Origin of the sequence: Asticcacaulis machinosus (genome assembly GCF_028550435.1) — a bacterium.
Taxonomy (GTDB): Bacteria; Pseudomonadota; Alphaproteobacteria; order Caulobacterales; family Caulobacteraceae; genus Asticcacaulis; species Asticcacaulis machinosus.
The window spans coordinates 756025-768637 of sequence record NZ_JAQQKV010000001.1 but is presented as its reverse complement, the minus strand read 5'-3'; the positions used below and the strand labels follow the sequence as shown (position 1 = coordinate 768637).

General features: G+C 54.0%; 13 protein-coding genes. 6 read left to right on the top strand and 7 right to left on the bottom strand.

Features of this window, described 5'->3' with window-relative positions; translation table 11 throughout:
* Positions 1 to 17 precede the first annotated feature (17 nt).
* On the bottom strand, positions 18 to 689 hold the full coding sequence (locus PQU98_RS03645; RefSeq protein WP_272743518.1) for an SOS response-associated peptidase: 672 nt from the start codon (positions 687 to 689) through the stop codon (positions 18 to 20).
* A 110-nt stretch (positions 690 to 799) separates the two neighbouring features.
* On the opposite strand from PQU98_RS03645, the gene PQU98_RS03640 reads away from it, so the two are divergent.
* Both PQU98_RS03640 and PQU98_RS03635 read left to right on the top strand, forming a co-directional pair.
* The gene (locus PQU98_RS03640; protein WP_272743517.1) at positions 800 to 1156 is read left to right on the top strand and encodes a hypothetical protein; all 357 of its coding nucleotides are present in this window, start codon (positions 800 to 802) and stop codon (positions 1154 to 1156) included.
* A 287-nt stretch (positions 1157 to 1443) separates the two neighbouring features.
* Positions 1444 to 2175 (top strand): helix-turn-helix transcriptional regulator, encoded by a 732-nt coding sequence (locus PQU98_RS03635; RefSeq protein WP_272743516.1) that lies wholly within the window; start codon positions 1444 to 1446, stop codon positions 2173 to 2175.
* Between the two features lie 390 nt (positions 2176 to 2565).
* Here the strand turns inward: PQU98_RS03635 and PQU98_RS03630 are convergent, their stop codons facing one another.
* The 4 genes from PQU98_RS03630 to PQU98_RS03615 all read right to left on the bottom strand — a co-directional run bounded on the left by PQU98_RS03630 (position 2566) and on the right by PQU98_RS03615 (position 5206).
* Positions 2566 to 2823 carry a hypothetical protein gene (locus PQU98_RS03630; protein WP_272743515.1) on the bottom strand — a complete coding sequence of 86 codons (258 nt, stop codon included), beginning with the start codon at positions 2821 to 2823 and terminating at the stop codon, positions 2566 to 2568.
* Positions 2824 to 3039: 216 nt separating this feature from the next.
* Positions 3040 to 3438 carry a helix-turn-helix domain-containing protein gene (locus PQU98_RS03625; RefSeq protein ID WP_272743514.1) on the bottom strand — a complete coding sequence of 133 codons (399 nt, stop codon included), beginning with the start codon at positions 3436 to 3438 and terminating at the stop codon, positions 3040 to 3042.
* Positions 3439 to 3738: 300 nt separating this feature from the next.
* Positions 3739 to 4389 (bottom strand): acyl-homoserine-lactone synthase, encoded by a 651-nt coding sequence (locus PQU98_RS03620; protein WP_272743513.1) that lies wholly within the window; start codon positions 4387 to 4389, stop codon positions 3739 to 3741.
* A gap of 70 nt (positions 4390 to 4459) precedes the next feature.
* Complete coding sequence (locus tag PQU98_RS03615; RefSeq protein WP_272743512.1) at positions 4460 to 5206, bottom strand: helix-turn-helix transcriptional regulator; 747 nt, start codon at positions 5204 to 5206, stop codon at positions 4460 to 4462.
* A 182-nt stretch (positions 5207 to 5388) separates the two neighbouring features.
* Between PQU98_RS03615 and PQU98_RS03610 the strand changes: the two genes are divergently transcribed.
* The 3 genes from PQU98_RS03610 to PQU98_RS03600 all read left to right on the top strand — a co-directional run bounded on the left by PQU98_RS03610 (position 5389) and on the right by PQU98_RS03600 (position 8009).
* Positions 5389 to 6345: a fatty acid desaturase gene (locus PQU98_RS03610; RefSeq protein ID WP_272743511.1), complete on the top strand. Its 957-nt coding sequence runs from the start codon at positions 5389 to 5391 to the stop codon at positions 6343 to 6345.
* A gap of 170 nt (positions 6346 to 6515) precedes the next feature.
* Positions 6516 to 6971 carry a hypothetical protein gene (locus PQU98_RS03605; RefSeq protein WP_272743510.1) on the top strand — a complete coding sequence of 152 codons (456 nt, stop codon included), beginning with the start codon at positions 6516 to 6518 and terminating at the stop codon, positions 6969 to 6971.
* A gap of 66 nt (positions 6972 to 7037) precedes the next feature.
* Positions 7038 to 8009: a 3'-5' exonuclease gene (locus PQU98_RS03600; RefSeq protein ID WP_272743509.1), complete on the top strand. Its 972-nt coding sequence runs from the start codon at positions 7038 to 7040 to the stop codon at positions 8007 to 8009.
* Between the two features lie 48 nt (positions 8010 to 8057).
* Here PQU98_RS03600 and PQU98_RS03595 read toward each other — a convergent pair whose 3' ends face one another.
* Together PQU98_RS03595 and PQU98_RS03590 are read right to left on the bottom strand one after the other, a co-directional pair.
* Positions 8058 to 8717, bottom strand: a complete 660-nt coding sequence (locus PQU98_RS03595; RefSeq protein ID WP_272743508.1) for an SGNH/GDSL hydrolase family protein — start codon at positions 8715 to 8717, stop codon at positions 8058 to 8060.
* A gap of 80 nt (positions 8718 to 8797) precedes the next feature.
* Positions 8798 to 12022: an error-prone DNA polymerase gene (locus PQU98_RS03590; protein ID WP_272743506.1), complete on the bottom strand. Its 3225-nt coding sequence runs from the start codon at positions 12020 to 12022 to the stop codon at positions 8798 to 8800.
* 189 nt (positions 12023 to 12211) lie between these two features.
* Between PQU98_RS03590 and PQU98_RS03585 the strand changes: the two genes are divergently transcribed.
* The gene (locus tag PQU98_RS03585) at positions 12212 to 12598 is read left to right on the top strand and encodes a type II toxin-antitoxin system ParD family antitoxin (protein WP_272743505.1); all 387 of its coding nucleotides are present in this window, start codon (positions 12212 to 12214) and stop codon (positions 12596 to 12598) included.
* Positions 12599 to 12613 lie beyond the last annotated feature (15 nt).

Sequence of the window (12613 nt, the reverse complement as noted above, 5' to 3'; positions counted from 1 at the left end):
GCGGCAGGGGGCACAGATTACGCCATCCCGTCGAGATGAGTTCCGTCCTTTCTTCGCCCCGTGGCGACCACGGTCAGGCTGCGGTCGGGCAAGGGACGTTGTAGGTGTTGCACCTCTTCCCATGTTCCGGTCATCCAAAGCTCGCGCTCCTCTTCGAACCGAAGAATCACCGGCATCGCTTTGGGGTGGATGGCTTTTACTTCCGCATTGGCATCTGTCGTCAGGAACCCGTAGAGATCGTTTGTGGTGGGACCTTCTGCGACCTTCCGGACACTGGTGAACGCTGGCGTCCAGATTCCGGCAAAAAACATAAGTGGCCTTTCCGCATTGGCGCCAAACCAATGAAGGATTTTACTTCCGCTGGCTTGATCCGGTTCGCTGAAAGAGGTGAAAGGCACCAGGCATCGGTTTTCAACGCCCAGCCATCGCCGCCAATGTGGTGACGCGGTCGTTCGGACATTGGTCACCCCGGCATCGTAATTTTTGCCAATCAGAAACTTGGCCGGTGTCGGCATGCCCCAGCGGCTCAGGGCCAACTCGCGGCCCCCTGGTGTATTGCGCACCAACGGGCCAAATCCATTCGCGCCGACAAATTCGTAGATGGGCAGATTGCCAACGGAACTCTTCATAGCTTTCGCCAAAGCTCGGATAGCTTCTGCGTTGCTCGTCATCGAATATAGATTGCACATTGGCCGATCCTCCGCGAGCGTCCAATGAAAACCAATACGGTCGGATTGCCAAGCCTATACGGCATGGGCGAGTCGGATTACGCCGTGCCAGGTTGAGTATGGAGCGAGATATGAGCCTAAATCCGGAAGGCACCCGGTTATATCAGCAACGGCTGACCGCGGTTACGGACGCCATGAAAAGTTTGCCACAGCCGATTGTTAAGGGGAGGGCCTGCGCCTTGGGTACGCTCGCGGCCATCCTCAAACGGGTTGAGAACCTCCTGACCGTTTGGGAAACACGGGCCATGACCGAGGCCGATCTTCGTCAGGTGTCGCAAGATGCTTCGACATTGGAGTGGCTACTCAAGGATACTGCGGCAGATTTTGAAGGCGTCTACTTCGGCCTGCCGGAAATGAGCGCTAAGCTGTCATTTGTCGAGGCAATGGAAGCTATAAGGATATCTTTGCAAGAGGCGACAAAAGTCTGAGCCGGGTCAAGTCGTGCCTGTTTTTTTGTGGCAGCGACTGAGGTATTGGTTTGCCTTGGGTACGCCTAATGACTTGAAATACTGCGCTTGTCCGTCACCTCGTCCTCAAGGACGCAAGGCCACCCTTAGCGATAGCGAAGCAATTCAATCAAACCCAATCTGCTAATTCTCAGTTTGAATGACGGGCACACCCATAGGTGGTAACGAGTGTGTGAATTCGACATGGATTGCAATTGAGTACGCAGTGATAAAGGATCAGTGTGGGTGGGATAGATTCGGGGTGTCCAATGATGCGATCTGATAGTTTCGGGGACTTTATCTCGCAAAACTCTCAAGAGACATCGACTGAAGCGCTATTTGACAGGTTCACCTCTGTCATGGGCAGCTACGGCTATGATCGCCTTATTTTTTCCGTTCCCCGCGATCCCGATCTGCCTGAGCATTTAAACCAGATCGGACTGTTTCACCGCTACCCTGAGGACTGGCATAAGTTCTACCTTGAGAAAGATTTTGCGAGAATCGATCCCGTCCTGAAATGCGCCGCTACCTATGACTTTGCGTTTCAGTGGTCTGACCTTGAGCGCGACCTGCCCCTAAGCAAGGCGCAAGTTAAATTCATGCGCTTAGGCGAAGAGGCGGGCCTAAATAACGGTGTGGGCATCCCCTTGCGCGGAAAAGGCGCTCAAATAGCGGGTGTCGCCCTGGCAACGTCCCACAAACAGGACGAATGCCTCAAAGATCTGGATCTGATCAACGCCTACTGCACCTGGTTTTACACGGCGTATAAGCGTTTAAATGCAAAGTCTAAGCCTTCTTTGCCTATCACCCTAACCCCTCAGGAAAGAGAGATACTGATGCGCGTGGCGACGGGACGAACGGATGATGAGATTGGCGCAGCCCTTAACATTTCTCGTAACACCGTTGATTCGCATATGCGCCATATCTTTCGGAAACTTGACGTCAATAGCCGTGTAGCCGCATCCGTGCGGGGTATTATGATAGGTGTTATTCACCCTTGAGGCTTACGACACCATCTGTGCGTCTCAGTGCAAAAGCCGTTAGGGTGCCGGCGGCCAACATCAGAGCTAAAAATATCACCGCAAGGATTAGGCGTGGTGGAAAATGTGAGATCCAATTGCCGCGCCGAATATGAAAGGGCGCGCGGCGGAAATCTCTCATCCGGCCGTTAGTCACAATCTTGGTTAGAAACGGATTGGGTTTGTTCATCAAGTCCTTCTGGTCATAGGCATGGTCTCGACGGGGCGAGGACAAGTCCCGTAGGCTTGCTGTCAATGCCTAAGCGAAACTATGTCGCATTGCGCGGATTATCGTCAATGCAAATCAAGTTCTGGACGCAGGAACTTCGATATGAATGGGGATGCGGGGGGACGTCCGCATCCCCTGCAAGGTCAATTCATCTTGGATTTCAATTCCGAGGACTGACCCTGCAACGCTTGTTCAAGTTCGGCCCACTTTTGGGTCACATAGATGTCCAGTGATTTTTGTGCCGCGTCAGTGATCACCTCGGAGATGGATGTAAGATTAGCGGCCTTGGCTTCCCGGCTTAAATATTCTAGCGCGTTGACTAAACGATCGACAAAATCGTCATACTGCAGATCGTTCGAACCCGAATTATTGGCCGGCTTTCGTGCGAGTTTAGATGGCATGACAAATGCCCTTAACCCGTGAAGTGGCTGTGGGAATATAACTCGAGCCCATGGCACGAGGGTATGACTTCACGGCGCCGGGGGGGAAATCTTTGAAATGTATCATTATAAAGCTCCTAACCACACCCCGATTCAATCATCAGATAAGTGATTTGTGCATAACGAACCTTCGTGATGTCGCATAAATTTTTTCGCAAATATTGCGATGCTCAAGGGTCAGTTTTCGTCAGTTAGAGTACGAACAAGATCCAGGACTTTGCGGCGTGTCGGGCCCTTGCGAATCTTTGGAAAGGATTGCGCGATTTCCAGGCCTTCAGAGGTCAGCAAAAACGCGGACACGGCTTGCTCCGCAGCAATCTCTTCCACGGGGTTGTCATTTGGCATGTTAACATCGAAAAAATAATCAAGTGGGACCTTTAGATATCTTGAAATCTCGTAGAGCTTTGAAGCGCTAATACGGTTCGATCCCTTTTCATATTTCTGAATTTGCTGAAAGGTTACATCGACGGCCAAGCCCAGTTCTTCCTGACTAATGCCCATAAATTTTCGCCGAAGTTTGACCTTGTTGCCGACATGAACATCAATTGGGTGAGGGCTTTTAGCGTCATCGCTCATAGCTTTATATCCTGATTTTTGAGGGAATATTTTACACACTAGGGTTGCAGGTAGCATGTGTTGCACGCACTTACAACGCCTGCGGACCCGGTTGTAATTTACCACATTAGAAATTTATTTATGACTTTAAGCGTGACTGTGACCCTTCAATCAAACAGGCGGTAAGCGCCTGTTCCAGAATATCAGCGATTTCATAGAGTTGCTGCTCAGACGCGGATTGATGCAAAAAAAGCAGTGAGTCGACGATACCCATTAGGGTATCGTCGCGCGTCGACAGTGCTGGCCGCGGATTTATCGGAGTCAAGCGGCCCGACCCTCGCGGGCCAGAAGATAGTTCGCCGTGGACTGCATTTGCTCCAATACGCCCGACAATCCGGTCGTGGCTTCAACGCTTTTGAGTTGATCGTTCGTCACCAAAATAGACGCGGCTTGAATCTTGGGATGTGCGCCGATCTGCATGATTTTACCCAAGCGCTCCAAAGTAATGCCCGATCTCTCGAAGACTGAACGCAGGATAAAGGTTGGCATCAACCCGATGATCTTTTGAATGCCGTTCGCCATCGCAAATTCAAGATAGGCACAGGCAAGCTCGTGACAAATACGGCGCCTAAGGTCTGAGGGGAGGCCCTTGTCAATGCAAAACCTTGTGCCTTCCCAGATTTCCGGCGAATTGAGTAGCGACTTATCATCGACCAATTCCGGCCAATGGTCCGCCAGCATGCAACCTTTGTCGGTGGGGGTTAGCCGGCTGACACCGAGACAATCCTGTCCATTTTCACTGTAAACCAGGTAGACTGCGGCAAGGGTGTCATATTCATCGAACTCCATGCCGTTAAGCGTGCGGACGTCATAGCGTTGGCGTTCAATAAACTCCTGGTGCCGCAGTCTAAGTGAACTGAGATAGAGACCGTAGTGAGCGTTGAGATTGTGATATGAAATGGCGATAATCATGTAGCACCTCCTTTGGAGGCTACAGTCTGAGTCCGCTTGGCGCCTTAAAACATCACGCGCTCGCGTGACCCTAAGGATTTATTAGACCTGACATTATCCCCTTAACGACGGCGGGGAGACGCCCGTTGACCTGAAGCTTATGATAAATACTCCGTAGGTGGCTATCCACAGTGTTGGCGCTTATGCCGAGTTTGCGGCCAATCTCCTCGTCGCTGCAGCCTGTGGCCAGCCAGGTCAGGACCTCGGTCTCCTTAGGTGTTAGCGTCGCAACGACACCCACAGGGGGAGCGTCCCGGCAGTTTAAGCGCTTGAAGCTCAAGTAAAACTGCTGGCAGTAGGCACTGATGAGGTCGAGGTTCGATTGCCGCCCCGGGTTCATCACCGAACATGCCATAGCAACGCCGGCTATCTGGGCATGTTTGCCATGCAGGGGAATGCCTATGCCGTTATTCAGACCAGCCTCTTCGCCTTGCCGGAAAAAGCGGATTTGCCTGTGACTTAAGGTGTGTGTCCGTTCAATGTCACGCCATCTGAAAGCCCACGGGTAGGACCCTGCAAATTTGAGTACCGGATCCAGACTCTCAAATTTTTTCTCAGCATAGAATTTCTGCCAGTCATCGGGATAGTTGTGAAACAGGCCGAGGCGGTTCTGAGCCTTGGATAGCTCAATATCTCTTGGAATTGAAAAAATGATACGATCGTAACCCTGACCTTTCATAGTCTCAACGAAGTGGTCAAACAGTATGTCAGCGTTGAGTATCCGGTTGGTGTGTTCGACATAGTCCTCGAATTTATAGCCCTCAGATTTGAATAACATTTTTAGCTCCCATTACGAATGGCCTCTCACATCGGGCACCTCCCGCCGGATGCTGGCCAATTTAGTTATGGTGAACAATTCGCGCTTTAGGGGAAAATTATCGGCATCACGCGCGCGCGTGATGTTTGACCATCGGTGATGCCCTTACGCTCCAGAGGTTGTTTTCAGATCAGGAGCACAAAATGGACTACGACCGCAGCCAGAGCATCAATGGAATGTTGGCCCCCGCCGACCTCAAACGATTTAGTAAACGCATCCCCTTGACCTGGATCAAGGATGCCTGTCTCGACTGGGCGGTTATCGCCGCCAGCTTTGCCGTTTTAGCTATTACGCAGAATTTTTGGCTGATCCTGCCGGCTATCCTTATAATCGGCAATCGGCAGCACGCCCTGGCCCTACTAGGGCACGACGGAACCCATTTCACCATTTGCTATGACAAGCGCCTCAATGATGGCCTCAACGATCTACTGGCCTGGATGCCCTTGGGTCTGACCGGTGATGGCTATCGAAACCTGCACCTGCTACACCATCGCGATTTGGGCACCGCCCAGGATCCTGAAATCGTTTACAAAGGCCTGCGGGCAAACCAGTGGGATCTCCCAAACCGTTTATCTAGCGTTCTCAAGCTTGCGGTTGGGGATCTCGTTGGTGGTGGGGTGATAGATTACAAAATCATCTTTCAATACTCTAAACCGACCAAGTCGAGCTCGTACGTCATGTTGGGCGTCTGGCATGCGACATTCAATGCGGCTCTCATCGGCCTCGGATTGTGGTGGGTGGCCCTGCTTTGGTATGTATCTCTGCTTACGTCATTTATCATGTTCTTCAGACTACGGATGTGGATCGAGCATCAGGAGACAGATACAACTCAACGGCTACATCTAAACTGGTGGCAGGGGCCACTGCTCGCGCCACATAAGTCCTGGCATCACTGGGAGCACCATTTTTGGCCGTCCATACCCTATGCCCGGCTGTCTGAAATCCGAAAACTCATCTCCAACCCTCCGGCGCAATCCCTTTCGGAGTTGATCCGACGCTATGAGACCTGTGAGGTGTTGCCATCAGGGACTTCGCTCAAAGACCGAGACACACAAGTGTCAGTCAGTCCTTGCGACGTCGATGCAGACGCGCGGGCATGAGGTCTGCGTCACCGACCAAATAAGGCGTTAGCGACTAACCGATCGCTTGGCCAGAGCAAATACCGGGGCAAACGCGCTAAGCGCCGACCGGCTATTGCTCTGGCTGACAGGCTTTAGGTAATATATGTGGTCGTTGATTCTTGCTGAATCGTCAGGACTTGGGGTGTTAGATGGCCTATCAAAAATTCGGCCTGGACCGCCACACACCGGCCGGTGCATGGGTAGAGGCCACTTTAGCGGAATCGGTCGCAGGCATTCCCTACCTATTGCCCTATGTTCGTTCCTGGATGCGCGCCGTCAAACGGGCCGAAAGGCTTGGGCTATATTATGGCCTGGAACTGGTGCCGGAGCCTACCAATGCGCATGATGAAAATGCCATTCAGATCATCGGCGTGGTGGCAAGAAAGTGGCCATTCATGGCACCTATCACCGAGCGGTTTCATATCGGCTATGTGCCGGCCTTGACGGCGGCCGAACTGCAGACGGATATTGTCTCAAAGGGATTGCGTCTGGGCGGTGAACTCCAGAGCATCTATGTGGAAATCACGGGTCATATCGATGTTAAATTCGTGGCTCTGGCCCCGCCGGGACATAGCTTTAACGAACGGCAGGCCAAGCGTGCCTGATCCGGCGTCACCCACCATACCCATTGTCCGGGCCAACTACCCGATCGAAGGTTTGGGGCGGCTTTGGTGAAGAGCCCTGACCAATTTGAAATGTTCGAAGGCGTGGCGGTGACATGTGCGCGAAACCGTAGAGTGAAGGCGTCTAAGGTCGAAGCCTCTATTGATGACGCCGAGATGGTGCGACGCCTGAAGGCTACCGGACGCTACCGTATCTTGTCTAAGCTGTCCCCACGCCCCGTTGTCGAGGATCCGCGGCCGGGTTTTCCCAGAATAGGGGTTATTGTCGATACCGAAACCACCGGACTTAATTTTCGAACGCATGAAGTCATAGAATTTGGCGCCGTGGTCTTTAGTTTTTCGGATGACGGTAAGATTGGCGATGTTTTAGAAGTTTACAGCGGCCTGCAGCAACCAAGCTCTCCGATCGGCGAGGAGATAACAAAGCTCACCGGCATCACCGACGCTATGGTATCGGGACAAACTCTGGACGTAGGTCTTATCGAGCGCTTGCTGAAGGGCACCGACCTGGTCATTGCCCACAATGCCCGTTTTGATCGGCCGTTTTGTGAGCGCATCTCACCAAGGTTTGCCGACCTGCCATGGGCCTGTTCCAACAGTGAGATCGGATGGAGCACGCGTGGCTTTGAAGGCTCAAAGCTCGGTTACCTTGTGGCGCAGTCTGGTTTTTTTCATGACGGCCATCGGGCCGTCGATGATTGCTTTGCCCTACTTGAAGTGCTCACCGCTGGCGATGACCTGGACGGGACGTCCCCTTTTGTTGAGCTTTATCAGGCCAGCCTGCAATCGAGGGCGAGGATCTGGGCGCTCAATAGCCCGTTCGAGGCCAAGGATTTGCTTAAGGGCCGAGGCTACAGATGGTCGGATGGCAGCGACGGCCAACCCAAATCGTGGTGGACAGAGGTGGGCGAGGCGGACTTGGACACCGAACTCACCTACCTGCGCACCGAAATTTACCAGAGGTCGGACGCTGAGCCGCTCGTGCGGCTGATGTCAGCGGTTGATCGCTTTAAAGCCTGACCTTGTGGGGGAGGACTACCGTACGCGAGGCTTTCCGCGTAGTCGACCTCACGTGCAGACTGCGTTTAACTGTGTGCGCCAAATTGCGTAACCCTCTGAGGTCAGATGAACGCCATCGGTCATCGGTAATTCCCGGTCAAGATCGATGAGGGTGACCCCTTTTTCGGCAGCCAGGGTTTTAATGCCTTCATTTAGGGCCTTAATGTGAGTGGCATCAAAGCCAGGCCGTTCAGGCGAAACCGCGGGCAAGGTCGCCACATAAATGTCGTGGCCCTTGGCCTCATCTATCAGGGCGGCATAGGTTTGCATAACCATAGGTACCGGCGTCTTCGATTCGGCCAGCTTGGCATTGTTGGTCCCAAGCGCGAACACGACCCGCTTAGGTTTCGACGCCTCAATCAAGCTGCGTGTCCATGTTGAGGCGTCCTGAATGGTAGCCGAACTGATCCCGGCGTTCAAAACGCTGGCCCCACACAGCTCCGGCAAATACGCAAATTCCGTGAGACTGTCACCGACGATCAAGGTCTCGGCCTGAACCTGGCTGGCTTGTGAAATCACAGCTTTGACCCGTTGTTTAAAATGGTCGACGGGTAGGGCAGGGCCGGGCTTTGACTTTTGGTATTCTACCCCCGCAAGCCCTGAAAAGCCGGTAATGAACAGCACGGCGCAGGCCGCGGCGGTGAGTCGGTAGAGGGTCTTTTTGTTCATTCCTTATATTTATCACGACTTTTTCTCATCCGCTATCCCAAGATGTAAAAGGGATGCAAGACTATTGCGGTGATGCCTTTTCAATGAAAGTCTCTGGATTTCAGCCGCAGTGCCTGTCCATTGGGCATATGTGTGCGGCTGTCCCGGCCTGGCCCGCCGTGCGCAAATTCATCCCCCCGGCCAAAGCGCACCTGTAAAGGGCCTTCAAGCTTATCTATCTCTGACAGTTCAGGTGTGAGGTCTGTAAGGCTACGCGCGATCAAATGGACAACCTCGCCCTCGCGCTGGATCGTCCCTGAGACCAGCAGAAGGCTCGACTGCATCACCGTGCGGCGATAAAGCTCAAAAGTTTTCGGCCACACGATCACATTAATGATCCCGGTCTCATCTTCCATGGTGATAAAGACGACCCCCGATGCCGATCCGGGCCGCTGTCGCACCAACACCAGGCCGGCACACGGGACATATTTACCGTCCTGAGCCAGGCCCGCCTCACGACAGGACAGGATTTTACGATTGGTCAGGCTCGGGCGCAGGAACGTCACCGGATGGTCTCGAAGGCTTAGACCTAAGTGATTATAATCCTGAACCACTTCGCCGCCCCTTGTCATGGCCTTCAGTTGCACCGGGGCTTCCTCAAACTCCGGTATAAACTGATCCTCACTTGCGCGCGCCGCAGCGGCAAATAAGGGCAATTGTTCATCACGCAGGCCCTTAATCGCCCATAAGGCCTCACGACGGCTGAGACCCAAACCTTGAAAGGCGTCACCATGGGCTAAGGTGACCAGGGTGGCGGTAGGGACCTTGGCGCGGCGCCAGACATCTTCAACGCTGGTGAACGCCCGGTCCATACGACTGGCCAGTAGGGTGGCAATATGGGCGTTATTCACGCCTTTGATGGTTCGAAAGCCCAGGCGCACCGCGAACCGCCCCTCGTTTTTGGTAGGCTCCAAGGTACTGTCCCAACGTGAGGCGTTAATGCACACCGGTCGGACCTCAACCTTGTGTTCAAGAGCGTCCCGTATGATCTGGGCCGGTTGATAAAAGCCCATGGGCAGGGAATTGAGTAAGCCGGCGCAAAACACGTCCGGATGCCAACATTTTATCCAGCACGAGGCATAGGCAATCAAGGCGAACGAGGCCGCATGGCTCTCCGGAAAGCCATAAGCCCCAAAGCCTTCCAACTGCCCAAAGGTTTGATCGGCAAATGCCTGGCTGTAGCCCCGGGTGAGCATACCGCTGATCAGCTTGTCCTTAAATTTGGACACCCCGCCCGTGTGTTTGAATGTCGCCATGCTTCGGCGCAATTGATCGGATTCCCCAGGTGTAAAGCCAGCACAAACGACGGCCACCTGCATGGCCTGCTCCTGAAAAAGCGGAACGCCCAAGGTCTTACCCAAGACCTTTTCCAGTTCAGGTGTAGGAAACTCGACCTTTTCCAATCCGTCTCGGCGTCTCAGATAGGGATGGACCATATCTCCCTGAATTGGACCGGGCCGGACAATGGCCACCTGAATGACCAGATCGTAAAAGCTGCGCGGCTTCAAACGCGGCAGCATGTTCATTTGCGCGCGGCTTTCGACCTGAAAGGTCCCCAAGGTATCGGCTTTACGGATCATGGCGTAGGTGCGCGGATCCTCGGCCGGAATGCTCGCCATATCGAGATCAATGTCCTTATGCGCATAGAGAAGATCAAGCGCCTTTTGCACACAGGTCAGCATTCCCAGCGCCAGAAGATCGACCTTCATAAACTTGAGGGCGTCGATATCGTCCTTGTCCCATTCGACGACCTGGCGGTCTTCCATGGTGGCGGGCTCGATCGGAACCAACTCATCAAGCCGATCCTGGGTGAGCACAAAGCCGCCCGGATGTTGGCTGAGGTGGCGCGGTGTCCCTTCAAGCTCTTGCGCCAATTGCAGGGTCAGGCGAATGCGCCGGTCATTGAGATTAATCCCTAAGCCTTGGGTGTGTTGCGGCTGAAGACCTTCGCTGGACCAGCCCCATACCTGCGACGTCAGGGTCTCGATCACATCAAGCGGCAGCCCCAGAGCCTTGCCGACGTCCCTGAGCGCGCCTTTGGTCCGATAACGGCTGACATTGCAGCACAGGGCCGCCCGATCACGGGAATAGGTTTCGTACACCCATTGAATGACCTCCTCACGGCGGTCATTTTGGAAATCGATATCAATATCCGGCGGCTCATTGCGCTCCGCCGAGATAAACCGCTCAAATAGCAAATCATTGCGATCCGGATCGATCGACGTCACGCCGAGCACATAGCACACCGCACTATTGGCCGCAGACCCGCGTCCCTGACAGAGTATGCCCTGACCTCTGGCATAGCGGACAATGGCATGCACCGTCAGGAAATAGGGGGCATAGTCCAGTTGCTCGATCAACGCCAGTTCGTGACGCAGGATCGTCATAACCTTATCGGGCACGCCTTCAGGGTAGCGTTGCCGTGCGCCCTGCCAGGTGTATCGCTTGAGCGCTTCAAGTGCCGACATGCCGGTCAGCACCCTTTCCTCAGGATATTGATAGGTGAGTTCCGACATGGAAAACGTGCACCGCTCGCTGATCTCCATTGTCCGTCGCAGGGCGGCGCCATAAGACGGAAAAAGCCTGGCCATTTCTTCAGGGGGCTTGAGGTAGCGGTCGGCAAAACGCTCACGATGAAATCCCACATCATCAATCGTGGTGCGATTACGAATACAGGTCAGAACGTCCTGAAGTTGACGACGTCCCCGCTCATGATAGAGCACATCATTGGTCACAACCGTATCGACCCCGACCGCCATGGCCATGTTTGACAGATCAAGCAGACGTACCTGATCGTTCTGACGACGGCGTAGACACAGTGACAGGTACGCCCGGTCACCAAATATCATCTTCAGGCGCCGCAGGTTACGAACGGTCACCTCATCAGGGGCGTCGGGGATGAGCACTGCGATCAAATGCTCATGGTAATGACCCACATCATCCCAATCCAGGTCACACTTTCCTTTGCCGGCCCGGCCTTTGCCGAGCGTAAGCAGGCGGCATAAACGACCATAGCCCTCGCGGTTCATAGGGTAGACGAGGACAGAACTCCCATCCCTGAGATCCAGACGACACCCAACCACCAGGCGGACCCCGTGCGCCTGCGCCGCGACATGCGCGCGCACCATGCCCGCCAAACTGTTGCGATCGGTAACGCCTAAGGCCGCAATCCCTAAGACCTTAGCCGTGGCAAATAGCTCATCGGCTGAAGACGCCCCGCGCAGAAAGGAAAAATGACTGGTCACCTGAAGTTCAGCATAACGCATGACGATCACGTAAGGCCCGAATGAATAATGTGTTCACTCTATGTTCTTTTCACATGGGAGTCTATGGCCGCAGGTGAGGCCGGCCATTACCTCTGCCAAACGGCCTTGTGGGGCGGCTCTTTTTTTTTCATGAGCACGTCCGCCGATGACACGCCGTCAAACTGAGTCGGCAAAGACCCTAGGTGATCCATGTCTATTGAAAAAAGAACCATCAGCTTAACCCGGGATCAGGTGGCCTATATCGACGAAAAGGTGAAGTCCGGTGACTATGCCGCCACCAGCGAAGTGATCCGGGCAGGTTTGCGCGCCCTCCAGGAACGGGACCAGGCCATCGCCCGTTGGCTGCGCGAAGAAGCCATGAAGCATGCACCACAATCCGCACCCTTACCCGTCGCAGCCGGGAACGTGGCCCCACACGCTGATGACGATGGGCATGTCGCACACCTTCACACTCAGCCGCTTGAGGATCAGGAGCAAAGCGTGGATGACAGTGGCTCGACTGACGCCGATACGCCCGTCCTAGACCATAGCCTTCAGGGTCTGAAAGAAGAGGTGGACGCGCATCAGGAGGCCTAGACTCCATGAGAATCT